At 60.9% G+C, this 25710-nt stretch carries 27 protein-coding genes and 1 pseudogene; 16 read left to right on the top strand and 12 right to left on the bottom strand.

Translation table 11 applies throughout. From position 1 onward, the window contains the following. Positions 1–26 precede the first annotated feature (26 nt). The 3 genes from ICY20_RS16830 to ICY20_RS16820 all read right to left on the bottom strand — a co-directional run bounded on the left by ICY20_RS16830 (position 27) and on the right by ICY20_RS16820 (position 2324). On the bottom strand, positions 27–650 hold the full coding sequence (locus ICY20_RS16830) for an NUDIX hydrolase (RefSeq protein ID WP_194938042.1): 624 nt from the start codon (positions 648–650) through the stop codon (positions 27–29). Between the two features lie 161 nt (positions 651–811). Next, complete coding sequence (queD, locus tag ICY20_RS16825) at positions 812–1168, bottom strand: 6-carboxytetrahydropterin synthase QueD (RefSeq protein ID WP_017736453.1); 357 nt, start codon at positions 1166–1168, stop codon at positions 812–814. A 76-nt stretch (positions 1169–1244) separates the two neighbouring features. Beyond that, positions 1245–2324 (bottom strand): patatin-like phospholipase domain-containing protein, encoded by a 1080-nt coding sequence (locus tag ICY20_RS16820; RefSeq protein WP_194938041.1) that lies wholly within the window; start codon positions 2322–2324, stop codon positions 1245–1247. Positions 2325–2474: 150 nt separating this feature from the next. Here ICY20_RS16820 and ICY20_RS16815 point away from each other — a divergent pair, with 150 nt between their 5' ends. The 4 genes from ICY20_RS16815 to ICY20_RS16800 are packed head-to-tail and all read left to right on the top strand — an operon-like array spanning position 2475 to position 5066. Continuing rightward, positions 2475–2777, top strand: a complete 303-nt coding sequence (locus ICY20_RS16815; protein WP_159961529.1) for a PepSY domain-containing protein — start codon at positions 2475–2477, stop codon at positions 2775–2777. Continuing rightward, complete coding sequence (locus ICY20_RS16810) at positions 2777–3088, top strand: PepSY domain-containing protein (protein WP_159961526.1); 312 nt, start codon at positions 2777–2779, stop codon at positions 3086–3088. The genes ICY20_RS16815 and ICY20_RS16810 overlap by 1 nt, the downstream gene beginning before the upstream one ends. Next, entirely contained in the window at positions 3088–3756 is a 669-nt protein-coding gene (locus ICY20_RS16805; RefSeq protein ID WP_159961523.1) for a response regulator transcription factor, read from the top strand. The genes ICY20_RS16810 and ICY20_RS16805 overlap by 1 nt, the downstream gene beginning before the upstream one ends. Beyond that, positions 3753–5066, top strand: a complete 1314-nt coding sequence (locus tag ICY20_RS16800; protein WP_159961520.1) for a sensor histidine kinase — start codon at positions 3753–3755, stop codon at positions 5064–5066. Before ICY20_RS16805 ends, ICY20_RS16800 begins: the two co-directional genes overlap by 4 nt. Before the next feature lie 401 nt (positions 5067–5467). On the opposite strand, the gene ICY20_RS28555 is transcribed toward ICY20_RS16800, so the two are convergent. After that, positions 5468–7615, bottom strand: coding sequence for a methyl-accepting chemotaxis protein (locus ICY20_RS28555; protein WP_194938040.1), 2148 nt, complete (start codon positions 7613–7615; stop codon positions 5468–5470). 243 nt (positions 7616–7858) lie between these two features. Between ICY20_RS28555 and ICY20_RS16790 the strand changes: the two genes are divergently transcribed. The 3 genes and pseudogenes from ICY20_RS16790 to ICY20_RS28440 all read left to right on the top strand — a co-directional run bounded on the left by ICY20_RS16790 (position 7859) and on the right by ICY20_RS28440 (position 11033). Next, positions 7859–9178, top strand: coding sequence for a Na+/H+ antiporter family protein (locus tag ICY20_RS16790; RefSeq protein WP_194938083.1), 1320 nt, complete (start codon positions 7859–7861; stop codon positions 9176–9178). A 175-nt stretch (positions 9179–9353) separates the two neighbouring features. Next, positions 9354–10175: pseudogene (locus ICY20_RS28445) on the top strand (cache domain-containing protein); the annotation flags it as partial. Positions 10176–10211: 36 nt separating this feature from the next. Further along, on the top strand, positions 10212–11033 hold the full coding sequence (locus ICY20_RS28440; RefSeq protein ID WP_407692628.1) for a methyl-accepting chemotaxis protein: 822 nt from the start codon (positions 10212–10214) through the stop codon (positions 11031–11033). 191 nt (positions 11034–11224) lie between these two features. On the opposite strand, the gene trhP is transcribed toward ICY20_RS28440, so the two are convergent. Continuing rightward, the gene (gene trhP / locus ICY20_RS16780) at positions 11225–12538 is read right to left on the bottom strand and encodes a prephenate-dependent tRNA uridine(34) hydroxylase TrhP (RefSeq protein ID WP_194938038.1); all 1314 of its coding nucleotides are present in this window, start codon (positions 12536–12538) and stop codon (positions 11225–11227) included. Positions 12539–12698: 160 nt separating this feature from the next. Between trhP and ICY20_RS16775 the strand changes: the two genes are divergently transcribed. Continuing rightward, positions 12699–13766, top strand: a complete 1068-nt coding sequence (locus ICY20_RS16775) for an AI-2E family transporter (protein WP_159961505.1) — start codon at positions 12699–12701, stop codon at positions 13764–13766. Between the two features lie 3 nt (positions 13767–13769). Here the strand turns inward: ICY20_RS16775 and ICY20_RS16770 are convergent, their stop codons facing one another. From ICY20_RS16770 to ICY20_RS16760, 3 genes are all read right to left on the bottom strand, one after another. Further along, positions 13770–13952 (bottom strand): hypothetical protein, encoded by a 183-nt coding sequence (locus tag ICY20_RS16770; RefSeq protein WP_159961502.1) that lies wholly within the window; start codon positions 13950–13952, stop codon positions 13770–13772. Positions 13953–14042: 90 nt separating this feature from the next. Continuing rightward, on the bottom strand, positions 14043–14237 hold the full coding sequence (locus ICY20_RS16765) for a hypothetical protein (RefSeq protein ID WP_122490078.1): 195 nt from the start codon (positions 14235–14237) through the stop codon (positions 14043–14045). A 254-nt stretch (positions 14238–14491) separates the two neighbouring features. Then, positions 14492–14851, bottom strand: a complete 360-nt coding sequence (locus tag ICY20_RS16760) for a hypothetical protein (protein WP_122490077.1) — start codon at positions 14849–14851, stop codon at positions 14492–14494. A 156-nt stretch (positions 14852–15007) separates the two neighbouring features. On the opposite strand from ICY20_RS16760, the gene ICY20_RS16755 reads away from it, so the two are divergent. Further along, positions 15008–15826, top strand: a complete 819-nt coding sequence (locus ICY20_RS16755; RefSeq protein WP_194938037.1) for a shikimate 5-dehydrogenase — start codon at positions 15008–15010, stop codon at positions 15824–15826. Positions 15827–15944: 118 nt separating this feature from the next. On the opposite strand, the gene ICY20_RS16750 is transcribed toward ICY20_RS16755, so the two are convergent. Beyond that, complete coding sequence (locus ICY20_RS16750) at positions 15945–16595, bottom strand: YceH family protein (protein ID WP_194938036.1); 651 nt, start codon at positions 16593–16595, stop codon at positions 15945–15947. A gap of 116 nt (positions 16596–16711) precedes the next feature. On the opposite strand from ICY20_RS16750, the gene ICY20_RS16745 reads away from it, so the two are divergent. Next, positions 16712–17221: a DUF1993 domain-containing protein gene (locus ICY20_RS16745; RefSeq protein WP_194938035.1), complete on the top strand. Its 510-nt coding sequence runs from the start codon at positions 16712–16714 to the stop codon at positions 17219–17221. 62 nt (positions 17222–17283) lie between these two features. Here the strand turns inward: ICY20_RS16745 and sstT are convergent, their stop codons facing one another. Then, positions 17284–18504 (bottom strand): serine/threonine transporter SstT, encoded by a 1221-nt coding sequence (gene sstT, locus ICY20_RS16740; RefSeq protein WP_194938034.1) that lies wholly within the window; start codon positions 18502–18504, stop codon positions 17284–17286. A gap of 241 nt (positions 18505–18745) precedes the next feature. Between sstT and ICY20_RS16735 the strand changes: the two genes are divergently transcribed. Continuing rightward, positions 18746–19906, top strand: coding sequence for an MFS transporter (locus ICY20_RS16735; protein ID WP_159961479.1), 1161 nt, complete (start codon positions 18746–18748; stop codon positions 19904–19906). Here ICY20_RS16735 and nhaR read toward each other — a convergent pair. Then, positions 19890–20792, bottom strand: coding sequence for a transcriptional activator NhaR (gene nhaR / locus ICY20_RS16730; RefSeq protein ID WP_159961477.1), 903 nt, complete (start codon positions 20790–20792; stop codon positions 19890–19892). The two genes, ICY20_RS16735 and nhaR, sit on opposite strands and share 17 nt — an antisense overlap. A 134-nt stretch (positions 20793–20926) precedes the next feature. Here nhaR and ICY20_RS16725 point away from each other — a divergent pair, with 134 nt between their 5' ends. Next, positions 20927–21178, top strand: a complete 252-nt coding sequence (locus ICY20_RS16725) for a hypothetical protein (RefSeq protein ID WP_122490070.1) — start codon at positions 20927–20929, stop codon at positions 21176–21178. A 29-nt stretch (positions 21179–21207) separates the two neighbouring features. Then, complete coding sequence (locus ICY20_RS16720; protein WP_159961475.1) at positions 21208–21960, top strand: TerC family protein; 753 nt, start codon at positions 21208–21210, stop codon at positions 21958–21960. A gap of 109 nt (positions 21961–22069) precedes the next feature. Here ICY20_RS16720 and ICY20_RS16715 read toward each other — a convergent pair whose 3' ends face one another. After that, entirely contained in the window at positions 22070–22771 is a 702-nt protein-coding gene (locus ICY20_RS16715; protein WP_159961474.1) for a histidine phosphatase family protein, read from the bottom strand. 251 nt (positions 22772–23022) lie between these two features. Here ICY20_RS16715 and ICY20_RS16710 point away from each other — a divergent pair, with 251 nt between their 5' ends. The 3 genes from ICY20_RS16710 to hemB all read left to right on the top strand — a co-directional run bounded on the left by ICY20_RS16710 (position 23023) and on the right by hemB (position 25659). Further along, positions 23023–23721: a glutathione S-transferase N-terminal domain-containing protein gene (locus tag ICY20_RS16710; protein ID WP_159961472.1), complete on the top strand. Its 699-nt coding sequence runs from the start codon at positions 23023–23025 to the stop codon at positions 23719–23721. Positions 23722–23725: 4 nt separating this feature from the next. Continuing rightward, positions 23726–24568 (top strand): PhzF family phenazine biosynthesis protein, encoded by an 843-nt coding sequence (locus ICY20_RS16705; protein ID WP_159961470.1) that lies wholly within the window; start codon positions 23726–23728, stop codon positions 24566–24568. 116 nt (positions 24569–24684) lie between these two features. Beyond that, positions 24685–25659 carry a porphobilinogen synthase gene (gene hemB / locus ICY20_RS16700; RefSeq protein WP_122490065.1) on the top strand — a complete coding sequence of 325 codons (975 nt, stop codon included), beginning with the start codon at positions 24685–24687 and terminating at the stop codon, positions 25657–25659. Positions 25660–25710: the final 51 nt, after the last annotated feature.

Here is a 25710-nt window from a genome sequence, read left to right as displayed (position 1 = left end):
GCGGTGCGGCGGTGATACAAATTGGATCAGTCGAACAGCGTGTGCGTGGTCTCGCCGCGATGGAAGGCAAAGGCAGCCTCCAGATCACTTTCGATGGTGCGCCCACGGGACAGCGGTGGCAGCTCATCGAGGCAGAAAAAACCGACTTCGGTGGTCTCGAGCCCGGCTGCGGGTGCCTTCAGGTCTACCCGGTCACACAGGAAGTACAGCTTGTAGAAGTCGCGCACATCCGGGCGGTACAAACCCTTGGCCTTGTGCGTCACGCTGTACAGCGCCCGTGCGGTCACTGTCAGCCCGGCTTCCTCGCGGATCTCCTTGACGACGTTTTCGGCGGCCGACAAGCCGATATCGGCGAACCCTCCCGGCAATGCCCAGCAGCCATCGGTTGATTCGCGCACCAGCAGGATACGGTCACCGTCGATCACCGCACCGCGCACGTCGATCATTGGCGTGGAGTAGCGTTGGGCAAAGTCCGTCACCAGCCCGGTGATACGTTCCAAGGGCACATTGCCCAGTTGGGCCAACATTCTGTGGGCAATTTCGGCGACTTCGTCGAGGATCTCGCGGTCGTAATCATTCGTGCAAAAGTGCAGCCCCGTGGAGGCCAGCGCCTGCAGGCGTTTGGCTTGGGCCAGCCAAGTGTTTTCCATCAGGGGGCGCTCCGTTATTGCAGCGGGGATCCAGTCAGTTAAGGTGAACACTTTAACTGTGGCGAGGGAGCTTGCTCCCGCTGGGTCGCGAAGCGGCCCCAGCTTTTGGTTTACAGGACTGGGATTGCTGCGCAGTTCAGCGGGAGCAAGCTCCCACAGGTTTATTCACCGCGATAGATGCAACCGCTGGTGCACGTCTCATGGATACGAATCGCGCTGAGCTCCGGCAGCAGAGGCTTCAACTCAGTCCAGATCCACTTGGCCAGCACTTCGCTGGTAGGGTTCTCAAGGCCTGGGATGTCGTTGAGGTAGTTGTGGTCGAGACGCTCGTAGAGCGGCTTGAAAATCGCCTTGATCTCCGAAAAGTCGCGAATCCAGCCGGTATGGGGGTCGAGGTCGCCGCTTAGATGGATTGCCACCTTGAACGAATGCCCATGCAGGCGCCCACATTTGTGGCCATCCGGTACGTGGGGCAGGCGGTGGGCGGACTCGAATGTAAACTCTTTGAAGATTTCCACAGTATTTTCAGCTCGGTCAGATATCTGGCAGGCGGCGAGTTTAACAGCTTGGCCCGCCGCCGCGCATACCGCTGGGTCAAAGCGCCTGCAAGCGCTCGCCCAGCCCACCGTTATCGGCCAATGCCAGAAACTCATCCCCCAGGCGCTGGCTTTCGCTCATCGCGGTTTGCCAGTACTTGTTACGGCTCACGTCATCGCCCATAAAGCGCTTGAAGTCGCTGCGGTCCGGCAATTTGCCGTGGGGCAGGCGGGCCAGGTAGTCCTTGGACGGGGCCAGCAGCAACACATCCTGCAAGCCCTGTTGACTGCTGCGCCGCCACGGCAGGCCCTTGTCGAACCAGCCTGGGATAACCCGATCGGTAAAGTGCGGGTACAGCACGATGTCGTCGCCGTGGTAGGGCAGGTCGAGGTGGTAGTCCAGCAGGCCACCGTCGCGATAGGTGCCGGCCCCGGCGCCGGGCAGGTCGCGCACGCCTTGCATCACCATGGGGATCGAGCCCGAGGCCAACAGGGCTTGGCGCAGGTTGCCCAGCTCCAGATCAAGGAAGCGCGAGGGGAAGTCGTTCAACGCGTGCACCGGCGGCGCCTGGCGTGGGTCGTGGATGATCAGCCGTTCAAAATGCCGCGACAGCCGCGCACGGCCCCGCAAGTTGTCGGCGATCACCGACGACAGGCCCAGCCCAAGGCGCCCTCGGTGATCATCGGCGAGCAGGCCGTGGCTCTTGACCACCATGATGTTCAATCGGTAGTCGGGGTTGTCCAGTACCCGCGCATCGCGGCCGGCCAGCAGGTCGTCGAGCATGCGCTGGCAGCTGTGGCTGACCTCGGCCATGGTCACGCCTTTGGCAAAGCGTTGTTCGTTGTACAGGCGGCCCAGGTCCAGCAAGCCCTGCACCGGGTCGGGCAGGCAGGCGCTGGCAAAGCGCCAGGAGCCGATGGACGCGCCGATCAGTGCACGTTCGCGTGGTGCGCGTGGTAGCCAGTCGCCGAACAGCGCCAAGTCCAGGCCTTGAATACCCAGGGCCTTGGGGCCGCCGGCCGCGCCGGGGAGGATGCCGACTTCAGCAGGTTGCAGGCCTTGCTCACGGATGCGCCTGAAGGCGCGTTTACCGGCCTTCAGTGTCAGGGCGGGAAACTTGATGTGGATGGCGGTCATACCGATCTCTTTTGCAGCGAGCGGGCGATTATAGGAAAAGTCATAGAGCAATGGGCGTTGGAAATTGCCATGGTGGCAATTCAGTTTCAGTTAAGTTGCAGGAGGTACCGTGGCCGGCGTAGGAAAAACATCGTGTTACGGAGACTTCCCATGAAGCGACTTACAGCTGTGGCCGCCGCCGCTATTATTGCGTTTTCGGCGAACCAGGCCGGAGCTGTAGACTCCGGCAAACCACTGAACGTGCCCGCCACTGTTACAATTGTTGCCTTCGACCAGTTGGAAGCAGCGGCCCTGGCCCTGCACCCCGGTTCGACGTTGCTGGACACCGACCTGGACGAGGCATACGGCAAATACGTCTATGAAGTGGAGCTCGAAGACGCCAACGGCATTGAATGGGACGTTGAATTGGACGCGCTCACCGGGCGCGTTCTCAAGAATCATCAGGATACGTAATGACGGTATATCTACGCGCCAGTGGTCTGGCACTGCTGGTGCTCCTGGCGTTCTGCTCAAGCCTGGCGGCGCGCGACCTTGATCAGGATGAGGCCTTGGCCCTGCGTCAGCAGGGCGTGATACTGCCGCTTGAGCAACTGCTGCAACAGGCCATGGCGCGCTACCCTGGCTCCCGGCTGCTGGAAGCGGAGCTGGAGAAAAAACACGGTCAATATGCCTATGAAGTAGAGCTGGTGACCACCGAAGGGGTGGTGCGCGAGATCAAGCTGGACGCCGCCACCGGTGTGCTGATCAAAGATGAGGAAGACTGATGCGCCTGCTCCTGGTAGAAGACAACGTACCCTTGGCCGATGAACTGCTGGCCGGCCTGCAACGCCAGGGCTACGCTGTCGATTGGCTGGCCGATGGCCGCGACGCCGTGTACCAGGGCCGCAGCGAGCCCTATGACCTGATCATTCTTGACCTCGGGCTGCCCGGTTTGCCTGGGCTTGAGGTGCTGGCGCAATGGCGCGCCGCTGCGTTGGCCACGCCGGTGCTGGTGCTCACCGCCCGCGATTCGTGGGCCGAGCGTATCGAAGGGCTCAAGGCCGGTGCCGACGATTACTTGAGCAAACCTTTCCACCCCGAAGAGCTGCACCTGCGCATCCAGGCACTGTTGCGCCGTTCCCATGGCCAGGCCAACCAGCCCACCCTGCAGGCAGCTGGCCTGCACCTGGATGAAGGCCGCCAATGTGTGTTGCGCGATGGCGCAGAGATCCAACTGACCGCCGCCGAGTTTCGCCTGCTGCGCTATTTCATGCTGCACCCCGAGCAGATTTTGTCGAAAAGCCACTTGGCTGAGCACCTGTATGACGGCGAGACCGAGCGTGATTCCAATGTGTTGGAGGTTCACGTCAATCATCTACGCCGCAAGCTGGGCCGCACTGTGATCGAAACCCGGCGCGGCCAGGGCTACCGGTTTGGCGCCAGCCCTGCATGAAGTCTATCCAGCGGCGTCTGAGCCTTGGGTTGATCAGCGTGATGGTGATCGTCGGTGTGGTACTGGCGCAAACCAGCCTGTGGTTGTTCGAAGCCGGTCTGCAACGCTACCTGGAAGCCGGGCTGCGCAACGATGCCGAGAACCTGTTGGTGGCGTTGGTACGCGGCCCCAACGGCGTGCAGTTGGATGAGCAGCGTTTGTCACCGGCCTATCAGCGGCCGTTTTCGGGGCATTACTTTCGTATCGACTTTGCCCAGACCCACTGGCGTTCCCGTTCGTTGTGGGATCAGGAACTGCCGCGTCTGCCCGAAGCCGGGCTCAAGGGCAATCTGCAACTGGGGCCTGAAGGCCAGCAACTGCTGGTGCTGCGTTCGGACTACAAGCGCTTTGGCCAATCGATTTCCATCAGCGTGGCCCAAGACTACACCCCGGTGCGCGAAAGCTTCCGCCTGATGCGTCAGATTGGTCTGATGATGGGGCTGGCGGCGTTGCTGCTGGTGCTGATCCTGCAACGGGTCACCGTGCGCCGCGCCTTGCGCCCGTTGGAAGTCGCACGTAACCAAATTGCCCAGTTGCAACAGGGGCAGCGCTCCCAACTCGATACCCAGGTGCCGCTGGAACTGGAACCTTTGGTCGCACAGATCAACCACTTGCTGGCCCATACCGAAGACAGCCTCAAGCGCTCGCGCAATGCCTTGGGCAATTTGGGGCATGCCCTCAAGACCCCGTTAGCGGTGCTGTTGAGCGCCGCGTCCAGCGATGCGCTCAAGCATCACCCCGAGCTGAGCAAACTGTTGCGCGACCAATTGGGGCAGGTGCAACAGCGCCTCAACCGCGAACTCAACCGCGCGCGCCTGGCCGGCGAGACCTTGCCGGGTGCGTTGTTTGACTGCGAAAAAGAACTGCCGGGTTTGCTTGCCACCTTGAACATGATCCACGGCGAGCACCTGGACCTGAGCTACCACGCCGCGCCTGGCCTGCAATTGCCGTGGGACCGAGAAGACCTGCTCGAACTGTTGGGCAACCTGCTGGACAACGCTTGCAAGTGGGCAGATGCCGACGTGCGCTTGAGCGTGAGTGAAACGCAGCGAAGCTACCTGCTGGCCGTGGAAGATGACGGCCCTGGCATCCCCGAAACCCAGCGTGACCAGGTGTTCAGCCGTGGCGCGCGGTTGGATGAGCAGATTGACGGGCATGGCCTGGGGCTGGGCATTGTGCGGGATATTGTCGAGGTGTGGGGCGGGGGGTTGCAGTTGCACGCGTCCGAACTGGGCGGCCTTAAAGTGCTGGTCGAATTACCCAAACACTGACGCAGTTCAAAATGTGGGCTTGCCCGCGAAGGCGGTGTGTCAGCCGCCGCAAATGCCAGCTGGCCCACCGCTTTCGCAGGCAAGCCAGCTCCCACATTGATTTGTGCCAGGCCTGGAAACCGATCACACCGCTAGACCCCTGTGGGAGCGGGGTTGCCCGCGAAGGCGGTGGGTCAGTCGCCGCAAATGCCAACTGGCCCACCGCCTTCGCAGGCAAGCCAGCTCCCACATTGATTTGTGCCAGGCCAGGAAACCGATCACACCGCTAGACCCCTGTGGGAGCGGGCTTGCCCGCGAAGGCGGTGGGTCAGTCGCCGCAAATGCCAGCTGGCCCACCGCTTTCGCAGGCAAGCCCGCTCCCACATTGGATCTACTCAAGGGTCAGGATCAGTGCCGCTCACTCACACCCGAAACTGATCCATCAACCCCTGCTGCTGATTAGCGAGGCTATTCAACGCCTGGCTCACCCGCGCTGATTCATTGGCCTGCTCTGACAGCGACTCGGTCACATCGCGAATCGTCGCCACGTTGCTGTTGATCTCTTCGGCCACCGCGCTTTGCTCTTCGGCGGCGCTGGCGATTTGCAGGTTCATGTCGCTGATCACCGTCACCGCCTCGCCGATCTGGCGCAGGGCAGTCACCGCTTGGCCAACCTGTTCGACGCTGCCTTGGGCTTGGCGGTAGCTGTTGCCCATGGAGCCGACCACTTCTTCGGTGCCGCTCTGCAACTGCTCGATCACCAGGCGGGTTTCTTCCACCGACTCCTGGGTGCGTCGGGCCAGGTTGCGGACTTCATCGGCCACCACCGCAAACCCACGGCCAGCTTCACCGGCGCGGGCGGCTTCAATCGCTGCGTTGAGCGCCAGCAGGTTGGTTTGCTCGGCAATGCCACGAATCACTTCCAGCACCGATCCGATCTTCTCGCTGTTGGCGGCCAGGCCTTCGACCTGGGCCATGGCGGTGCTCATGTCTGCCGCCAGATGGCCGATGTTGGTGGTGGTGCGGTCGATCACGGTCAGGCCGTCGCGGGTGGCCTGGTCGGCATCGCGGGCAGCTTGGGCGGCCTGTGCGGCGCTGCGCGCCACGTCCTGGGCGGTGGCGCTCATTTCGTGGGAGGCGGTGGCCACCTGGTCGACCTGGCGATATTGCTGCTCCATGCCAGCGCTGGTTTCGGTAGCGATTGCGGCGGACTGGTCGGCGGTGCCTCGGGCGTCCTGCACCGAGCGTTTCACTTCGGCGATGATCGGTTGCAGCTTGTCGAGGAAGCGGTTGAACCAACTGGCCAATTGACCCAGTTCATCCTGTTTGTCGTAGGCCAGGCGACGGGTCAGGTCGCCTTCGCCGCTGGCGATGTCTTCAAGCATGTGGGCCACGCCGAGGATCGGCCGGGTCACGCTGCGTGCCATCAGCCACACCAGGATCAGGCCGACCACTGCTGCAATCAAGCCCAAGCCCAGCTCCAGCAAGGTGCCTTGGGCATTGTCGGCATCCAGCTGGGCTTTGAGCGCTTCGGCCGGGGCCACCAGGACTTTTTCCGGCACATCCAGCAACACAGCCCACGGCTTGCCGTCCGGGATTGGCGCGAACGGCGCCAGTACCTTGAGTTGATGGTCTGTGCGCAGGCTGCGGGTCTGTGTGCCGCCGGCCAGGGCGCTGAGTACTTGCGCGCCGTGGGCGGTGTCGACCTGGTCGAGGCGCTGGCTCAGTTTGCTGGCATCCGGGCTGTAGCCGGCGAGCACGCCGGTGGGGCTCAGGATGCTGACCTGGGTCTGGCCGTCGTACAGCTTGTGGCTGGCTTGTTGGCTCACGGCCTGCAGGCTGTTGAGGTTGATATCCACCGACAGTGAAGCAATGACTTTGCCGTTGGCCATCAGCGGGAACACGATGCTGGTCATCAGCACGTTTTGCCCGTTGATCATATAGAAGTAAGGCTCGATCACGCAGGGCTTGAGGGTGGTGCGCGGGCAGGTGAACCAGGCGTTGGCCTTCTCACCGCTGGGGCCGATGCTGACGTCGGACATGTCGCTTTCCGGCAATGCCATCGAGCTCAACTGGCCTGGTGTCGACTGCGACCAGTACAGCGCGAAGCGGCCTTTGTCGTTACTGCCCAACTCCGCCTGGCCTGCGAACAGCTCATCCTTGCCGTCCAAAGCATTGGCTTCGAACACCAGCGACAAACCCAGCAGATCCGGGTTGGCCTGCAGTGCGGCCTTGACCTGGCGGGTCAAGTCTTCGCGGGTGTCGAAAGCGTCGAGAAAGCGCTTCTCGGCCTGTTCACGCAGAAACAACACCTGGCGCGAGAAACCATGGCCGTACTGATAGGCGTCCATGAACTGGCGACGGATGCCCAGCGCCTGCACTTCGCCCTGGGCTTCGATGCGCGACTGCGCGGCTTCATCGAGCATCTGCATGCTGGATGCCTTGACCTGCTGCGAGCTCTGCTCCATGCGATACAGCGACAGACCTACCAGCAAGGTCACGATCCCCAGCAGGCACAGGCCGGCGAGTAGGGTGATTTTCCATTGAATGGAGAGCTGTCTGAGAGACATCGAGGCGCATCCTTAACCTGAAAACACAGAGAGTCAGGTTATCGGCCGCTTTTTTCGGATCTTTATTATTTAAACGTTCAATTGAAAGCCAAAAGCGTCGCCGTTTTTTGACATGCAGCCCCACCTGCTGCAAAGTGCGCGCCCTCTAATAAGACCTCCTCCAAGCCTGCATGCTGGTAGCCACCCGATGGCCGCCGAGTGCGGGCATGCCTGTTTTTTATGTTTTTGCTTGAGGTAACCATGATTAACGCAGTCATTGCCGCGGTCGGCACCATGCTGGTGCTCAGCTTGTCCCGCGTGCATGTGGTCATCGCCATCATCGTCGGCGCCCTGGTGGGTGGTCTCACCGGTGGCCTGGGGATCGACGCCACGCTCACCGCCTTCAATGGCGGCTTGGGCGGCGGTGCCACCGTGGCCTTGTCATACGCTTTGCTCGGCGCATTCGCGGTGGCGATCGCCAAGTCCGGCCTGGCCCACGCCTTGGCCGACAAGGCGCTGATGCTGGTGGACCGCCAGGAAGCCAGCGGCGGCAGCCACGTCAAATGGCTGCTGATCGGCCTGCTGTGGGTGGTGGCGATTGCCTCGCAGAACATCCTGCCGATCCATATCGCGTTTATCCCGTTGCTGGTGCCGCCGCTGCTGTACGTGCTGACCAAGCTGCAACTGGACCGCCGCCTGATCGCCTGTGTGATGACGTTCGGCCTGATCACCCCGTATATGTTCCTGCCCGTGGGCTTTGGCAATATCTTCCTCAACCAGATCCTGCTGGCCAACGTGGCCAAGAGCGGGGTGGATATCGGCCAGGTCAACGTCACCCACGCCATGAGCCTGCCGGCCCTGGGCATGGTGGTGGGCCTGCTGGTGGCGGTGTTTGTCAGCTACCGCAAAAAACGTGTGTACGACCTGGAGAAAATCGAGCGGGTCGAACAAGTGGCGGTGCAGTACAACCCGCTGACCCTGCTGGTGGCCGGCCTGGCGATTGCCTCGGCGTTTATCATCCAGTTGTGGCTGGACTCGATGATCATCGGCGCATTGGCGGGTTTCCTGATCTTCTCGGTGTCGGGCATCGTGCGCTGGAGCGACACCGACGACCTGTTCACCGAAGGCATGAAGATGATGGCCATGATCGGCTTCATCATGATCGCCTCCTCGGGTTTTGCCGAAGTGCTCAAGGCCACGGGGGATGTGCGTTCGCTGGTGGAAACCTCAGCGGCGTTCATCGGCCATAGCCGGGGTGTCGGTGCACTGTTGATGTTGCTGGTGGGGTTGCTGGTGACCATGGGCATCGGCTCGTCATTTTCCACGGTGCCGATCCTCGCCGCGATTTTCGTGCCGCTGTGTGTGCAATTGGGTTTCAGCCCGGTGGCCATCGTGTGCATCGTCGGCACGGCTGGCGCCCTGGGCGACGCCGGCTCGCCCGCATCGGATTCGACCCTCGGCCCCACCTCCGGCCTGAATATCGACGGCCAGCACCACCATATCTGGGACACCGTGGTGCCGACGTTCCTGCACTACAACATCCCGCTGCTGGCTTTTGGTTGGCTGGCGGCCATGACCCTCTGACGTTGGTGAGTGGGGCTGTCGTGGTTGTGGGGAGTGGGCTGCCGTGGTGAGCGGGGCAAGCTCGCTCACCACAACCACAACCCAAGAAACGTACACACGAATAAGCCCGGTTATTACAGAAACCTCCTACGCAGCCGTTAACCTCTCAAGTCGCCACTAATAAGAGAGAAAAGCCATGCGTCTGAGCCTGAAGGCCAAAGTCCTGTCACTGGCCATAGTGCCAGTGTTGCTGTTTGCCGTAGTCATCAGCCTCACCACGGTGTGGATTCTTCAGGGCCAGGCGCGCAATGAGGTGGATGAAACCCGCCAGCGCCTGCTCAACGACGCCAAGGCCACGCTGCAAAGTTATGTGGAGGTGGCCATGAGCACCATCAAGCCGCTCTACGACGCCGCCGCCCCCGGTGACACTGCCGCGCGGGCGCAGGTGGTCAAGCTGCTGTCCAACACCAGCTATGGCAAGGATGGCTATTTCTTTGGCTACGACTCCGAGACCATCCGCCTGTTCAAGGGCAACAGTCCCGACGGCGTGGGCAAGAGCTTCAAGGACAACCGCGACCCCAATGGCGTGTACGTCAACCGCGACCTGGTGAAGGTCGGCAAGGACGGCACCCACTACCTGCAATACAGCTCCACGCAGCCTGGCCAGACCGAGCTGGTGCCCAAACTCGGCTACACCGAATACCTGCCCAAGTGGGACATGGTGATCGGTACTTCGGTGAACCTGGACGGTATCGAGGCCCAGGTGGCGGTGGTCGAGGCCAAGGTCGAAAAACGCATGCAAGGCGTGTTGCTGAGCATCCTCGGAGTTGCTGTGGTGGTGCTCTTGGTGATCGCCGCCGTGGGCCTGGTGGTGGCCAATACCATCCTGCGTCCGCTGCACCTGATGAAAGCCAACCTCGACGATATCGCGGCCGGCGAAGGCGACCTGACCCGCCGCCTGGCCATCACCAGCCAGGATGAGTTGGGTGACCTGGCTGGCGCGTTCAACCGCTTTGTCGACAAGATCCACGGGCTTGTGCGCCAGATCACCGAAATGACCGGCCAGCTCACCGGGCTGGTCAGCCAGGTGTCCGATCAGGCCCAGCGTTCCGAGCAGGCCATGGAACGCCAGCGCCACGAGACCGACCAAGTGGCTACGGCGATCAACCAGATGTCGTCCGCCGCCCACGAAGTGGCGCGCAGTGCCCAGGGGGCCGCCGTTGCGGCGCAACAGACCGACGCCGAAGGCCAGACGGCCAAGCGCGTGGTGGACGGCAGCATCGCGCAGATTCATGCACTGGTGAACGACATCCGCAGTAGCGGCGTGTCTCTCGACAGCTTGCAGCAGGATGTGTCCTCGATCGTCAGTGTGCTGAGTGTGATCCGCTCAATCGCCGAACAGACCAACCTGTTGGCCCTCAATGCCGCCATCGAAGCGGCACGGGCAGGGGAGGCCGGTCGTGGTTTCGCGGTAGTGGCCGATGAAGTGCGCGCTCTGGCCAGCCGCACCCAGACCAGCACCCAGGAAATCCAGGGCATGATCGACCGCCTGCAAAAAGGCACCGAGGCTGCCGTGGACGCCATGCGCCGCTCCAGTGATGCCGGCGACGGCACCTCGGCCCAGGCCAACCAGGCCGGGGCGTCGCTGGACACCATGGCCCACCTGATCGGCACCATCAACTCGATGAACGCACAAATCGCCAGCGCCGCCGAAGAGCAGACCGCCGTGGCCGAAGAGATCAACCGCAGCGTGCATCAGATCGCCGTGGCGGTAGACAGTGTGGCCGATGAAACCCAGTTGGGCGCGCAGACCTCGCGCAGCCTGGCGGATCTGGGCCAGCGGTTGGGGCAGTTGGTGGGGCAGTTCCGGATCTAACGCTTGTGGCGAGGGCGTTGGCTCCCGCTGTGGGATGTATTCAGATGCCAAGACGTGTACAGATCCAAATGTGGGAGTGGGCTTGCCCACGATGGCGTTGGGTCAGCCAGCACATTCACCAACAGGCACGCCGCCTTCGCGGGCAAGCCCGCTCCCACAGGGGGGCGGCTCACCAAAAAGGGCCACGGTGTTCAAACGTCACGCATCAGCAAGCCAAAGCGCAAGTCCGTTTCCAGCGGGAGCGGCACATACACGGTGTGCCCATCCCCCGGCGCCACTTCAATCGCCTCGCCCCTGGCGTTCTGCATAATCCCCAGGTCAAAGTGAAAGTTACCGGCAGGGGTCATCAATTCCAGGTGCTGGCCCACGGCAAAGCGGTTCTTCACCTTGACCTCGGCCAGCTCGCCGCGCCGCTCGCCGGTCAGCTCACCTACAAATTGCTGACGCTCGGAGACCGAGCTGCCGTTCTGGTAGTTTTGGTATTCGTCATGCACGTGGCGGCGCAGAAAACCTTCGGTGTAGCCGCGCTGGGCCAGTGATTCCAGGTTTGTCATCAAGCTGCGGTCGAAGGCGCGACCGGCCACGGCGTCATCAATCGCCTGGCGATACACCTGGGTGGTGCGTGCGCAATAGAAGTGCGACTTGGTGCGGCCTTCGATCTTCAGCGAATGCACGCCCATCTGAGTCAGTCGCTCCACATGTTGCACGGCGCGCAGGTCCTTGGCGTTCATGATGTAGGTGCCGTGTTCGTCTTCGAAGGCCGGCATTTGCTCATCGGGGCGGTTGGCTTCCTGGAGCAGGAACACCTGGTCGGTCGGCGCGCCAATGCCCAGGGTCGGCTGAACCACCTGGACGATATCCCCCGTGGCATTTTCAACGGCTGGCGTGGCCTGGTATTTCCAGCGGCACGCATTGGTGCAACTGCCCTGGTTGGCGTCGCGCTTGTTCATGTAGCCCGAAAGCAGGCAGCGCCCGGAATAGGCCATGCACAACGCGCCGTGCACAAACACTTCCAGCTCCATGGCCGGCACCTGTTGACGGATCTCGGCGATCTCTTCCAGCGACAGCTCTCGCGACAGGATCACCCGGCAGATCCCTTGCTGCTGCCAGAACTCGACGCTGGCCCAGTTCACCGTATTGGCCTGCACCGACAAGTGGATCGGCATCTGTGGGAAGTGCCTGCGCACCAGCATGATCAGCCCCGGGTCGGACATGATCAGCGCATCCGGCCCCATGGCGATCACCGGGGCCAGGTCTTTGAGGAAGGTCTTCAACTTGGCGTTGTGGGGCGCGATGTTGACCACTACGTAGAAACGTTTGCCCTGGGCGTGGGCTTCGTCGATGCCCAGGGCCAGATTGGCATGGTCGAACTCATTGTTGCGCACCCGCAAACTGTAGCGCGGCTGGCCCGCGTATACCGCGTCGGCGCCGTAGGCAAAGGCGTAACGCATGTTTTTCAGGGTGCCGGCAGGGGCGAGCAATTCAGGGGCGATAACTGAGGGCATGGTCGGCACTTGGTCAAAAAGTGCGGCAGGGTAGAGCATGCGGGCCTTGGGTTTATTGATCTGGGTCTACCCTTGTAACAAAGATGGCACTCCCAGCGCTGGCCGCGGACTAAGCAGCAGTGCGTACGGACGCACCCTGCTTTTTTGACATGGACCGGACATGAATCAATCCAACCTGCAATTCAAGACCTTACTGTTGCTGCTGGCACTGGTGACCGTCGCCTTTATCTGGATATTGCTGCCGTTCTATGGCGCGGTGTTCTGGGCGGTGATCCTCGGCATCATCTTCGCGCCGATGCAGCGCCGCCTGCAGTTACGGTTCGGCTGGAACCGCAACCTGACGTCCTTGACCACTTTGTCAGTGTGTCTGGTCATTGCGATTCTGCCGGTGATCATCACCAGTGCGTTGTTGGTGCAAGAGGGGGCGACGCTCTATAAAAACGTCGAGAGTGGCAAGCTGGACGTGGCGGGCTACATCGAGCAATTCAAGAACTTCTTGCCGCCGTACTTCCAACACCTGCTGGACCGCTTCGGCATGGGCAACCTGGAAGGCCTGCGGGAGAAGATCGTCAAAAGTGCGATGCAGGGCAGCCAGTTCTTTGCGACCCAAGCGTTCAGTTTTGGCCAGGGGACTTTCGATTTTCTGGTGAGCTTTTTCATCATGCTGTACTTGCTGTTCTTCCTGCTGCGCGACGGCCCGGAGCTGGTGCGCAAGGTGCGCACGGCGGTGCCGCTGGCCGAGCCGCAAAAGCGCCGTTTGCAGCTCAAGTTCAATCGGGTGGTGCGTGCCACGGTCAAGGGCAATGTGCTGGTGGCAGTGACTCAGGGCGCACTGGGCGGGTTGATCTTCTGGTTCCTGGACATTCCCAGTGCACTGCTCTGGGCGGTGTTGATGGCGTTTCTGTCGTTATTGCCGGCGGTGGGCGCGGGGATCGTGTGGGGCCCGGTGGCCGCCTACTTCCTGTTGAGCGGTGCGATCTGGCAGGGCGTGGTGCTGGGCTTGTTCGGCGTGTTTGTGATCGGGCTGGTAGACAACGTGCTGCGCCCGATCCTGGTGGGCAAAGACACCAAGATGCCGGACTACCTGATTCTGATTTCTACCCTGGGCGGCCTGTCGGTATTCGGCCTGAATGGGTTTGTGATCGGGCCGCTGGTGGCGGCGTTGTTTATGTCCAGCTGGGCGCTGTTTGTGGAAAGCAAGCCCCGGGTCAAGCTGCCATTGCCGTAAGCGTCAGGCGTGCAGCTTGAAATTCGAGGCTTGTTGCAGCTGCTTTTCGGCGGCCGACAGCGATGTGAGTGGGCCGCTGATGGCTTCGCCATCGCGTACCAGGTACCAGCAGGCGAGCAAGCCCACTTCCCGCAGGGGGGCGGGAACGGCGCTGCCGATGACGGACATGATTTGAACAGTGGGCATAAAGACCTCCAATTGCTATGGGGGTCACTTTAATGGGCTGGATGCCGTAGGAAAAATCACCTGTCTCGATAGTCGACATCGACGCAGGCGTCAGTCCACCACCTGATCCAGCATGCTCACCACTTCCTGCTCGCTGAGCAGGCCCTTGCGCACGAGGTTTTCCGTGAGTAACGCAAGGAACTTGGCGTTGCGGTGGCCTTCCAGGGCCTTGAGCTCGGTGAGGGCGCTATAGACCTTGCTGGACGTACAAAGGCCAGCAGTGCGGTGCGGGTTTTGGGTGGGCATGGTCAGTCGTCCTTAATTGTTATTGGGTGGACAGGGTCGATAGTGAAAGTGTGTCGTGACACAAACATGACAGCGTGCGCCCCGGTCGATCAAGTAGACAATGGTGTTGATGATGTGCGATCAGGCCTGGACCATTGTCCCAAGAGCGACCTTGGCGCGATGAATCCAGACTTTTTCATGCAAAAAAAAGGCCCCGCAGTGATGCGAGGCCTGTTTTTCAGACGAGACGACGGTTTTTATCAGCGGTATCAGTGTTACCAGCCGCGCCCGTAGTAACCGTGGGGAGGGCCGTAGTAGCCACGGGGTGGCCCGTAATACACCGGTGCCGGGCGGTAATAGACCTGCTGTTGCACATACACCGGTGGCGGCGGGGCGTAGTAGACCGGCGGCGGAGCGGCATACACCGGTTGCGGCTGCACATACACCGGTTGCTGCTGCACATAGACTTCACGCGGCTGGCTGGCAACCACGGAGCCCACCACGGCGGCGCCGACTAAAGCACCCAATACGGCCGGGCCACCCCATCCACCACCACCGTGGGCGGAGGCTTGGCCTGCCATAGCGAGTGCGCCGACAAGCAAGGCGATCTTGGGGATTGTACGAATCATGGTCATTCCTCGGTTAGCCCCTGCGCTTGTGGTCTGCAATCAATAGACTCAAGGATTGTCGCGGGGATACTTTTAAGACAACGTGTTTCTGAAAAACAGCACGGCCGCTAGGTAAAGGTTGTGTAAGGTCTGTACCGATTTGCTTACTCAAAGGAGTTTTCCATGCAGATGCACCCCAACAAGGACACCCAACTGTGCATGTCGCTGTCGGCGCGTCCCGGGAATTTTGGCCTGCGTTTTCATAACCACCTGTACGAACAGCTGGGTCTGAACTTCTACTATAAAGCCTTCAGTAGCCAGGACTTGCCCGGCGCGATCGGTGGTATCCGCGCCTTGGGCGTGCGGGGCTGCGGGGTTTCGATGCCGTTCAAGGAAGCCGCCATTGCCTTGGTGGACGAATTGGACGATTCGGTTCAAGCCATCGATTCGCTGAACACCATCGTCAACACCAACGGCCATCTCAAGGCCTACAACACCGACTACATCGCCATTGAGCAACTGCTCAAAGCCCACGCAGTGCCCAAGGACTCGACCTTCGCCCTGCGCGGCAGCGGCGGCATGGCCAAGGCCGTGGCGAGTGCCTTGCGTGACGGTGGTTATGCCAATGGCGTGATTGTGGCGCGCAACGAAGCGTCGGGCCGGGCCTTGGCGCAGAACCTGGGGTATGAGTGGCGTGCTGAACTGGGTGAACTGCGCCCGCAGATGCTGATCAATGTGACTCCCATCGGCATGACCGGCGGGCCTGAGGCGGATGCGCTGGCGTTTGACGCGGATGCGGTGGATGCGGCCGATACGGTGTTCGATGTGGTGGCGATTCCCGCCGAAACGCCGTTGATCGTGCGTGGGCGGGCCCAGGGCAAACGGGTGATTACGGGGTTGGAAGTGATTGCGATCCAGGCGTTGGAGCAGTTTGTGCTCTATACCGGAGTGCGCCCGACCGATGAGCAGTTCCAGGCGGCAGTGGCCTTCGCCCGCGGTTAATGGGCGCAGGGGAACCAATGTGGGAGCGGGCTTGCCCGCGATAGCGGTGTGTCAGTCACCGATATTTAGCCTGTTACACCGCTATCGCGGGCAAGCCCGCTCCCACATTTTGATCGTGTTATGCCTGTTCCAACTGAGCCAAGCGTTCTTCCAATGCAGCAATTCGCGCTTCCAGCTCCTCGATGCGCTCGGCTGAAACACCGCTGGCTCCACGCTCTACCGGGCTACCGCGAGCGCTGATAATCGCCTCTATATCCGCCGGGTCACCCAACGCATGGGTATACCGATCTTCCCGCTGCCCCGCCTGACGTGGCACCAACAGCGCCAACCCCCGCGCGATCAAACGCTCAAGCTGGTGCACCACCTGTTCGGCATCTTCAAAGTCATGCATGCGCCCGCTGCGGGTGAGCAGCTCATTGACCGTCTGCGGCCCGCGCAGGAACAACAAGCCAATCAGGATCACCTGGGCCGGCACCAGTTCCAGCGCCTTGTCCACCCGATGTTCCCAGCGGTCGGCGCGGCTGCCCATCACCAAGCGGGTAAAACCCTGGCCTTCCAGCACGCGCAGGCTCTGGCCGACCTGGCCTTGACTGAGGTTGGTGACTGGTTCGCGGCTGGTCTTCTGGTTGCAGGCCAGCACCAGGGCATTGAGGGTCAGGGGGTAGGTCTCGGGGTTGGTCGCCTGTTTTTCGATCAGGCAGCCCAGAATGCGGATTTCCGTGCTGTTCAGGCGCGGCTCGGGGGTCTCGGTGTCGTGCTCGGCGGTCATCGCGCTTTCCCTATGCAGTGAAGTGCCTAGCCTAAGCCGGAAAAAATAAAAGACAAGCGACAGGCAGGTCTATAATCGCGGCCTGTTCAAACCGTGCCATTAACCATGAGACTGCCATGACTATTTCCCTGTACGCCGCTTCCATCCCAGTCTTCAAGCAAATGCTCACCGCCCTGAGCGGCGTGTTGACCAAAGCCGAAGCCCACGCCACCGCCAAGAACATCGAGCCCAACGCACTGTTGCAAGCGCGTCTGTTCCCGGACATGTTCCAACTGGTGCGCCAAGTGCAGATCGCCGTCGACTTCGCCAAGGGTGTTTCTGCGCGCCTGGCCGAGATCGAAGTGCCTAAATACGAAGATGGCGAAGTGACCTTTGCCGACCTGCAAGCCCTGATCGCCAAGGTGCTGGCCTTCATCGATACCATCGAGCCTGAGCAAGTCGACGGCAAGGAAGGCATCGAGATCGTTACCCGCCCAGGCACCCCGAAAGAGAAGCGCTTCAGCGGCCAGTCCTACCTGCTGACCTACGGCCTGCCGCAGTTCTTCTTCCACGTCACCACCGCTTACGCTTTGCTGCGTCACAACGGTGTGGAAGTGGGCAAGCGCGACTACATGGGCGCGTTCTAAGCCGCCATAAAAAACCGGGGCGGTTCACTCAAGAGCCGCCCCGGTTTTTTTGTGCCTGAACGTTAAGCCGGCTGTTCTTCCTTACCCAGGCAAGCGGCGGCGGTGAACAGCACATCGGTGGACGAATTCAGCGCGGTTTCTGCCGAATCCTGCAGCACACCGATGATGAAACCAACGGCCACCACCTGCATGGCGATCTCGCTGGGGATGCCAAACAGGCTGCACGCCAGCGGAATCAGCAGCAGCGACCCACCGGCCACGCCCGATGCGCCACAGGCACAGATCGCAGCAACCACGCTGAGCAGCACGGCAGTCGGTAGGTCGACGGCGATGCCCAGGGTGTGTACGGCGGCCAGGGTCAGCACGGTGATGGTGATGGCAGCACCGGCCATATTGATGGTGGCGCCCAGCGGGATGGAGACCGAGTAGGTGTCTTCATGCAGGCCCAGGCGCTTGCTCAAGGCCAGGTTGACCGGAATGTTCGCCGCCGAGCTGCGGGTGAAGAAGGCGGTGATGCCGCTTTCTCGCAGGCACAGCAGTACCAGTGGGTACGGGTTGCGACGCAGCTTCCAGAACACGATGGCCGGGTTGACCACCAAGGCCACGAACAACATGCAACCGATCAACACCACCAGCAGGTGAGCGTAGCCGAGCAGGGCGCCGAAGCCCGAGGTGGCCAGGGTCGAGGCCACCAGGCCAAAGATGCCCAGCGGCGCGAAACGGATCACCACGCGCACGATCAGCGTCACGCCGTTGGACAAGTCATCCAGTACGGTGCGGGTAGTTTCGCCGGCATGGCGAATGGCAACGCCCATGCCGATAGCCCAGGCCAGGATGCCGATGAAGTTGGCGTTCATCAGCGCGCTGACCGGGTTGTCCACCACGCTGAGCAGCAGGCTTTGTAAAACCTCACCAATGCCGCCCGGTGCACTGACGGTGGCGTCATGGGTGGCCAGCACCAGCGAGGAGGGAAACCACATGCTGGCAATCACCGCAACCACGGCGGCCGCGAAAGTGCCCAGCAGGTACAGGAACAGAATCGGTTTGATATGGGTTTCCTGGCCATGTTTATGGTTGGCGATCGACGCCATCACCAATACAAACACCAGGATCGGCGCCACGGCCTTGAGCGCGGCGACAAACACCTTGCCGATAAACCCGGTGGCTTTGGCCGCCTCGGGCAAGAGCAAGGCCAGCAGGATACCGGCGATCAGGCCGATGACGATTTGGGTAACCAGGCTGACGCGGGTGAGTCGTTGCAGCAGGGAAGGGGCAGCAGTCATAAACAGTTGTCTCTAGTTTTTTTAGTAGGACGCAGCATTGCAGGCAGAATGGGCTGTAGGAAGCAGGCGCGGAGTCTAGCATGCTGTAGGAAGTGTCCCGGTGTGTGCGGCATTGCGTCGCTTACGTCCGTCAGCCTTCGCCCGTGCTGGGCAGACTCTGTTAAGATTCTGGCCTCTCACCTTTCCTCTCTGTCAGCGGGCCCTTTGGGCTGTCGTTGATGTCGTTGTTTCTGGAGTTTTCATGCTGTTTCCCATCCTGCTGCTGTCAGCCGCTGGCTTTACCGTGCTGACTACGGAATTCATCATTGTCGGCCTGCTGCCCGCCATCGCCCGCGACCTGAATGTCAGTGTGTCCCAGGCGGGGTTGCTGGTGACGCTGTTTGCATTCACCGTGGCCGCGTTCGGGCCATTTCTCACCGCGTACTTTGCGCGATTCCAGCGCAAGCGCTTGTTTATCACCATTTTGATTATGTTTGCGGCGGCCAATACCGTGGCCGCGTTGGCCCCGAATATCTGGGTTATGGCCTTCGCGCGGTTGATTCCGGCGTTGGGCTTGCCGGTGTTCTGGGCCTTGGCCAGTGAAACGGCGGTGGATATCGTCGGCCCGGAATTCGCCGGGCGCGCCATCGAGAAGATCGGCTTTGGCATCGTCTGTGCGACGGTGTTCGGCATCCCGGTGGGCACGCTGATTTCCGATATGTTCGGCTGGCGCACGGCCTTTGGCATCCTCGCCGTGGTGGCGTTGGCCAAGGCCTTGCTGCTGTTTATCTACCTGCCGGTGACCCAACCGAAGAACGATGAAGTGACGTTGCGCTCGCAGTTCAAGATCTTGCGCAACCCGCTGATGCAGGGCCATATCCTGTTGTCGATCCTGGTGTTCAGCGGCATGTTCACGGCCTATACGTACCTGGCGGACATCCTCGAACGCCTGGCCGGGTTTGACGGCACGCTGGTGGGCTGGTGCCTGATGGGCTTTGGCGCAGTCGGTTTGATCGGCAATGCCCTGGGCGGCCGTGCGGTTGACCGTCACCCGTTGATTGCTTCAATGGTGTTTTGCGGCTTTATGATCGCCGGCATGGTGGCGCTGGTGCCAGCGATCCACTCCACCATCGGCCTGGCTGCGGCGATGGCGGTGTGGGGCGTGACCCAGGCGGCGATGTTCCTGGTCAGCCATGTGCGCTTGATCAAGGCGGCGCCTCATGCGCCGGCGTTCGCGGCGTCGCTTAACATTGCCGGGGCCAACTTGGGGATTGGTCTGGGGGCGATGGTCGGTGGGCATGTGATCGACACCCTGGGCCTGGGTAGCCTGGGCTTTGCGGCGTCGGGGTTGATTCTGGTGTCGATCCTGCTCGCGCTCTGGCTGATGACCATCAAGCAGCCGCAGGTCATGGCAGGGCGGTAAACAACTCGCGCCTGGCCCCCTCGGTAATCGCCACGATGCCGGGGTGCTTGACCTTGCGCTCCACCGAGATCGCATAGAACGACTCGGTGACCGCATCGGTCTGGCCAATCAACGCCACGCCGTACTGGCGTACCACCTCGTCGGCGATCACGCTGGGGGCGATGAAGATCCCGCTGCCGGATTGGCCGAAGGCCTGCATCAGGGCGCTGTCGTCGAACTCGCCGATGATTTTGGGCTGTATCTGCTGCTCGGCGAACCAGCGCTGCAAACGGCTGCGCACCACCGTCTCCGCCCCCGGAATCAATAAGGGCGCACCCTGCAAACACTGTGGGAAAGCGCCGCCGTATATATCAGCCAACGCCTGGGTGGCGAAAAAACTGATACCGCATTCCCCGAGTTTCTGGCTATAGCCTTTAATGTCCAGGTGCGTAGGCATTGGGCTATCGGAAATTACGAGGTCCAAACGCTGGATCGCCAGGTCGGCCAGCAGACGCTCAAGTTTGTCCTCGCGGCAGGTGATACGAATCGGCTCGCTCAGCTCCATGGTCGGCGCGATCAGGCGATAGACGATGGATTTGGGCACCACATCCGCCACTCCGACGCGAAACACGATCTGCTGCTCATTGGGCTGGGCGCGCAACATCGCTTCAAGCTCATTGCCGGTCTGGAACATCTGCTCGGCATAGGGCAGCGCCTGGCGCCCGGCCTCGGTCAGCTCTAACTGGCGCCCCACACGCTGAAACAGCGCGATACCAAAGGTTTGCTCCAGCAGGCTGATCTGCCCGCTGATGGTTTGGGGCGTGAGGTTCAGTTGCTCACAGGCGCGCACGATGCTGCCGGTCTTGGCCACGACCCAGAAGTAATGCAGTTGGCGATAATTAAGCATGGCGGCCATCACTTCGTAAAAATCGAAGTATACGCGAGAAAAATACGAATTTTCCTGAACTGTTCGCCTGCATAGAATGCCTCGCTATCGAGGGGCCACTATTTGGACCCAATGGTTCTAACGAGGAATACACTATGAAACTCAATTCTCTCGGCGCAGCGTCGCTGCTTGCGCTTTCATTGGTAGTGATCAGCGGTTGCGATCAGGTTGAAAAAAGCGCCCAGCAGGTACTGGGTAAAGCGACCGAGTCGGCCAAGCAAGCGATCGATGACACCCATAAGGCCGCTGAGCAGGCATTGAGTGAAGCGACACAAGGCCTGATCAGCCCTGAGAAAAAAGACGAAGAAGCTGAAAACGCTTCGGAATCCGACCGTAAAGAAGCTTAATTACCCCAGCACAACGTCAGGACTGACCTATGGATTACCTTTTACAACTGGCTGCCAGCCCCACCGCCTGGGTTGCCCTGGCCACCTTGATCGTGATGGAAATCGTGCTGGGCATCGATAACCTGATCTTTATCTCGATCCTCACCAATAAATTACCCGAGCAGCACCGGGCCAAAGCGCGGCGCATCGGTATCAGCATGGCGTTGGTATTGCGCCTTGGCCTGTTGAGCACCATCGCATTTATCGTGCAACTGACCACGCCGGTGTTTGAAGTGCTGGGCCAGGCGTTTTCGTGGAAGGACATGATCCTGATTGCCGGTGGCCTGTTCCTGGTATGGAAGGCGACGACCGAGATCCATCACAGCATGGACCCAGAGCCTGAAGAGAAAGCCAGTGTCGGCAACACGGTCGCCATCGGCTTCGCGGCGGCCATCGGGCAGATCCTGCTGCTGGACCTGGTGTTCTCCATCGACAGCATCATTACCGCCGTGGGCATGACCGAGCACTTGCCGATCATGATCATTGCCGTAGTGACCTCGGTGATCGTCATGCTGGTGGCGGCCGAGCCGTTGGCCAAGTTCATCAACGATAACCCGACTGTGGTGATGCTGGCCCTGGGCTTCCTGATCATGATCGGCATGACGCTGATTGCCGAAGGCTTCGGTGCCCATGTGCCAAAAGGTTACGTGTACGCAGCCATGGCGTTCTCGGCAGCGATTGAGTGCTTGAACATCGCGAGGCGTAATCGTCACAAGCGGTTGCTGGCTGCCCGCCAGGTGTAATCAGCGGGCCATTGCCCGAAAACAAAACGCCGCATTCTGTCTGACAGAATGCGGCGTTTTTGTTGGTCTGTACCTGCTACTTATGAATTGCCTGGCCGAGGCCTAGCCATCAGGAGTCTGCGCTGACCTGCGTCGGGTCCGGGCAGCTCTCGTCACCGTTGTTCAAGCCTTGCTTATAGTTGCGGCTCAACAGCGAAGCCTTGCCGTTATGCCAGGTCAGCGTCAGCACATACAGCGTGTCGTAATCACTGCCAGACCAATCGTCGGTGATGGTGTGCTTTTCACCCGAGGCTTCGCTGGCCACCTTGTTGATCAACTCCGGCAGGTAGCCGTGGGACCACGCGGTGTAGATGGTCGCGTTGTGGTACTTGTCTTCCACCAGCTCATCGGCGAGGTCACTGGTGTCATTCGCAGAAAAGTTGATGTTCACCGGCAGGCCGAGCTTGATAGCACTGGGGCTGATGGTCATCAGGGGGCGAATGTAGCTGTAGGAATTGTCCAGCTCGCCTTCCTCGACATTGCGCGTCGGGTTGGCAGCAAACACAAAATCGGCCTTGCCGAATTTTTCCGGCAGCAGGGTGGCCAGGTTCATCGCCCGGTTGAGGCCCTGGCAATTGAGCTGGCCGAGGCCGCCGGCAGGTTTTTCGCCGTGGCGCAGGAACACCAGGGTTTGCACACCGTCTGCCTGTTCGGCTTTGCTCGTGCGCGACTCCAGGGTCAGGCCGATGGCGCCGCCCACCAACAAAATAGGCAACATGATGTATGAATATCGTTTCAGGCGTTTCGCAAGGCACAGAGGCTTGATGGTCATAAATGTCGAGTCTTAAGTGCATCGGATTAAGGCTGACATGCCCGGCCCCAGTGACGCATCCTGCGTCCAGCGGTGTTCCTTGTCGTTATAGCAAGGTGCCTCCATTCACCCTTCAAGCGCACTTAAGAGTGCGCAAGGGCGTATTGGTTCGCCCACGCGGGATAATAGCCCGCTGATGTTGCGCATTCGTGACCCATGCAGGACATCAGCCAGATGACTATGATGGAGGCTTTCTGCTCAGGGATTTCCCTATGAACCCTCTCGCCGCCTTCCCGATCAACAGCAAATGGCCTGCCCAGCACCCGGAGCGCCTGCAACTGTACTCGCTGCCCACCCCCAACGGGGTAAAAGTGTCGATCATGCTCGAAGAGCTTGGCCTGCCTTACGAGGCACATAAGGTCAGCTTCGATACCCAGGATCAGTTGTCCCCCGAGTTTTTGTCCCTAAACCCCAACAACAAGATCCCTGCGATCATCGACCCCAATGGCCCCGGCGGCGTGCCGTTGGCGCTGTTCGAATCCGGTGCGATCCTTATCTACCTCGCAGAAAAAACCAGCCAGTTGCTCTCTGAAGACCCAGCCACCCGCTACGAAACCCTTCAATGGTTGATGTTCCAGATGGGCGGCATCGGCCCGATGTTTGGCCAGTTGGGTTTCTTCAACAAGTTTGCCGGCAAGGCCTATGAAGACAAGCGCCCCCGGGACCGCTACGCCGCTGAGTCCCGACGCCTGCTGGATGTGCTTGAAAAGCGCCTGCTGGGCCGCACCTGGATCATGGGTGACGACTACAGCATCGCCGACATCGCCACCTTCCCGTGGATTCGCAACCTGATCGGTTTCTACGAGTCGGGCGACCTGGTGGGCATTGCCGACTTCCCCAACGTACTGCGCGCGCTGGACGGCTTCGTTGCCCGCCCGGCGGTGATCCGTGGCCTGAATATTCCGAGCTGAGCCGATGCCGACTTTTGATTTCAAACAACTGGATGTGTTCAGCAGCGTGCCGCTTAAAGGCAACCCGCTGGCCGTGGTGTTTGGCGCCGACAGCCTGACAGACCAGCAAATGGCCGATTTTGCCAATTGGACCAATCTCAGCGAAACCACGTTTTTGCTTACCCCGCGCGACCCCAAGGCTGACTACCGGGTGCGCATTTTTACCACCCTGAAGGAGCTGCCTTTCGCCGGTCACCCGACGCTGGGCAGTTGCCATGCCTGGCTGCAAGCTGGCGGCGTTCCAAAAGGCGAAGAGATCATTCAGGAGTGCGAAATCGGCCTGGTGCGCATCCGTCGCCAAGGCGCTGAGCTGGCGTTTATTGCGCCGCCTTTGTTGCGCTCCGGCGCGGTGGAGGCGCCTTTGCTTGAGCGCGTACGCCTGGGATTGGGCCTGAGCCCGCAAGCCATCGTACGCAGCCAGTGGGTCGACAACGGTGCGGGCTGGCTGGCACTGATGTTGGCCGATCGCAGTCAGGTACTGGATTTGCAGCCGGACTACTCGCAGTTGCTCGGCTTGGCCGTGGGCGTGATTGCCCCCTGCGACCCCAATCTCGACGATGTGGACGCTCAGTTTGAAGTGCGTGCCTTTGTCGCAGGCGACGGCGCCCAGGAAGACCCGGCCACCGGCAGCCTGAACGCCGGCGTTGCCCAATGGTTGCTCGCAGAAGGCTTGGCGCCGGATCGCTTTGTGGTCAGCCAGGGCACGGCGATTGGGCGTGCAGGGCGTATTCGCGTCGAACGCCAAGGCGATGAAATCTGGGTCGGCGGCGCCGTCGCGGTGTGCATCGAAGGGCGTCTACAGCTCTAGATCAATACATTATTACGGCCCGAGCAATACACTATTGGCCCCTCGGCGTTTGTGCTGCGCATGCCAGTGGGCATAAGCTTTCGCCCCAAAGATTTCGTCATTATTTCAGGACAGCCATGACCAGCCAGTTCCCCCAAGCCCGCCCACGCCGCCTGCGCCGCTCCCCGGAGCTGCGTGGTTTGTTCCAGGAGACCGAGTTCACCCTCAACGACCTGGTGCTGCCGATCTTCGTCGAAGAAGAAATCGACGACTTCGTGCCGATTACCAGCATGCCGGGCGTGCAACGTATTCCTGAGAAAAAGCTCGCCAGCGAAATCGAGCGCTACGCCCGCGCCGGCATCAAGTCGGTGATGACCTTTGGCGTGTCCCACCACTTGGACGCCAGCGGCAGCGACACCTGGAAAGAACGCGGCCTGGTCTCGCGCATGTCCTCGATCATCAAGGACGCCGTGCCGGAAATGATCGTGATGTCCGACACCTGCTTTTGCGAATACACCGACCACGGCCACTGCGGCGTGATGCACGGCGCCCATGTCGACAACGATGCAACCCTGGTCAACCTCGGCAAACAAGCCGTAGCTGCCGCCCGCGCCGGCGCCGACGTGATCGCACCCTCGGCTGCCATGGACGGCCAGGTCCAAGCCATCCGCCGCGCCCTGGATGACGCCGGTTTCACCCACATCCCGATCATGGCCTACTCGACCAAATTCGCCTCGGCCCTCTACGGCCCGTTCCGCGAAGCCGGCGGCAGCGCCCTCAAGGGCGACCGCAAAAGCTACCAGATGAACCCAATGAACCGCCGCGAAGCCGTGCGCGAATCATTGCTGGACGAACAGGAAGGCGCGGACGCGCTGATGGTCAAACCGGCCGGTGCCTACCTCGACATCATCCGCGACATCCGCGAAGCCTCGCGGTTGCCGGTGGCGGCGTACCAGGTGAGCGGTGAGTACGCGATGATCAAGTTTGGCGCACAGGCGGGGGCGATTGATGAGGATCGCGTGGTGCGCGAGACGTTGGGGTCGATCAAGCGGGCGGGGGCGGATTTGATTTTTACGTACTTTGCGATGGATCTGGCGTTGGCGGGGATCTAACACCCGCTGCAATTCAAAATGTGGGAGGGGGCTTGCCCCCGATGGCGGTGT

The sequence above is a fragment of the Pseudomonas pisciculturae genome, from assembly GCF_015461805.1.
Classification (GTDB): Bacteria; Pseudomonadota; Gammaproteobacteria; order Pseudomonadales; family Pseudomonadaceae; genus Aquipseudomonas; species Aquipseudomonas pisciculturae.
This window is presented reverse-complemented; position numbering and strand designations above follow the sequence as displayed.

Coding starts and splice junctions, on each gene's coding strand:
- ICY20_RS16735 (WP_159961479.1), top strand. CDS start 18,746: ATGCTGTTTCCCATCCTGCTGCTGTCAGCCGCTGGCTTTACCGTGCTG.
- ICY20_RS16775 (WP_159961505.1), top strand. CDS start 12,699: ATGAATCAATCCAACCTGCAATTCAAGACCTTACTGTTGCTGCTGGCA.
- ICY20_RS16830 (WP_194938042.1), bottom strand. CDS start 650: ATGGAAAACACTTGGCTGGCCCAAGCCAAACGCCTGCAGGCGCTGGCC.
- ICY20_RS16760 (WP_122490077.1), bottom strand. CDS start 14,851: ATGACCATGATTCGTACAATCCCCAAGATCGCCTTGCTTGTCGGCGCA.
- sstT (WP_194938034.1), bottom strand. CDS start 18,504: ATGACTGCTGCCCCTTCCCTGCTGCAACGACTCACCCGCGTCAGCCTG.
- ICY20_RS16720 (WP_159961475.1), top strand. CDS start 21,208: ATGGATTACCTTTTACAACTGGCTGCCAGCCCCACCGCCTGGGTTGCC.
- ICY20_RS28440 (WP_407692628.1), top strand. CDS start 10,212: ATGACCGGCCAGCTCACCGGGCTGGTCAGCCAGGTGTCCGATCAGGCC.
- ICY20_RS16805 (WP_159961523.1), top strand. CDS start 3,088: ATGCGCCTGCTCCTGGTAGAAGACAACGTACCCTTGGCCGATGAACTG.
- ICY20_RS16705 (WP_159961470.1), top strand. CDS start 23,726: ATGCCGACTTTTGATTTCAAACAACTGGATGTGTTCAGCAGCGTGCCG.
- ICY20_RS16770 (WP_159961502.1), bottom strand. CDS start 13,952: ATGCCCACTGTTCAAATCATGTCCGTCATCGGCAGCGCCGTTCCCGCC.
- hemB (WP_122490065.1), top strand. CDS start 24,685: ATGACCAGCCAGTTCCCCCAAGCCCGCCCACGCCGCCTGCGCCGCTCC.
- ICY20_RS16745 (WP_194938035.1), top strand. CDS start 16,712: ATGACTATTTCCCTGTACGCCGCTTCCATCCCAGTCTTCAAGCAAATG.
- ICY20_RS16725 (WP_122490070.1), top strand. CDS start 20,927: ATGAAACTCAATTCTCTCGGCGCAGCGTCGCTGCTTGCGCTTTCATTG.
- nhaR (WP_159961477.1), bottom strand. CDS start 20,792: ATGCTTAATTATCGCCAACTGCATTACTTCTGGGTCGTGGCCAAGACC.
- ICY20_RS16755 (WP_194938037.1), top strand. CDS start 15,008: ATGCAGATGCACCCCAACAAGGACACCCAACTGTGCATGTCGCTGTCG.
- ICY20_RS16810 (WP_159961526.1), top strand. CDS start 2,777: ATGACGGTATATCTACGCGCCAGTGGTCTGGCACTGCTGGTGCTCCTG.
- ICY20_RS16765 (WP_122490078.1), bottom strand. CDS start 14,237: ATGCCCACCCAAAACCCGCACCGCACTGCTGGCCTTTGTACGTCCAGC.
- ICY20_RS16820 (WP_194938041.1), bottom strand. CDS start 2,324: ATGACCGCCATCCACATCAAGTTTCCCGCCCTGACACTGAAGGCCGGT.
- trhP (WP_194938038.1), bottom strand. CDS start 12,538: ATGCCCTCAGTTATCGCCCCTGAATTGCTCGCCCCTGCCGGCACCCTG.
- ICY20_RS16715 (WP_159961474.1), bottom strand. CDS start 22,771: ATGACCATCAAGCCTCTGTGCCTTGCGAAACGCCTGAAACGATATTCA.
- ICY20_RS28555 (WP_194938040.1), bottom strand. CDS start 7,615: ATGTCTCTCAGACAGCTCTCCATTCAATGGAAAATCACCCTACTCGCC.
- ICY20_RS16710 (WP_159961472.1), top strand. CDS start 23,023: ATGAACCCTCTCGCCGCCTTCCCGATCAACAGCAAATGGCCTGCCCAG.
- ICY20_RS16815 (WP_159961529.1), top strand. CDS start 2,475: ATGAAGCGACTTACAGCTGTGGCCGCCGCCGCTATTATTGCGTTTTCG.
- ICY20_RS16800 (WP_159961520.1), top strand. CDS start 3,753: ATGAAGTCTATCCAGCGGCGTCTGAGCCTTGGGTTGATCAGCGTGATG.
- ICY20_RS16750 (WP_194938036.1), bottom strand. CDS start 16,595: ATGACCGCCGAGCACGACACCGAGACCCCCGAGCCGCGCCTGAACAGC.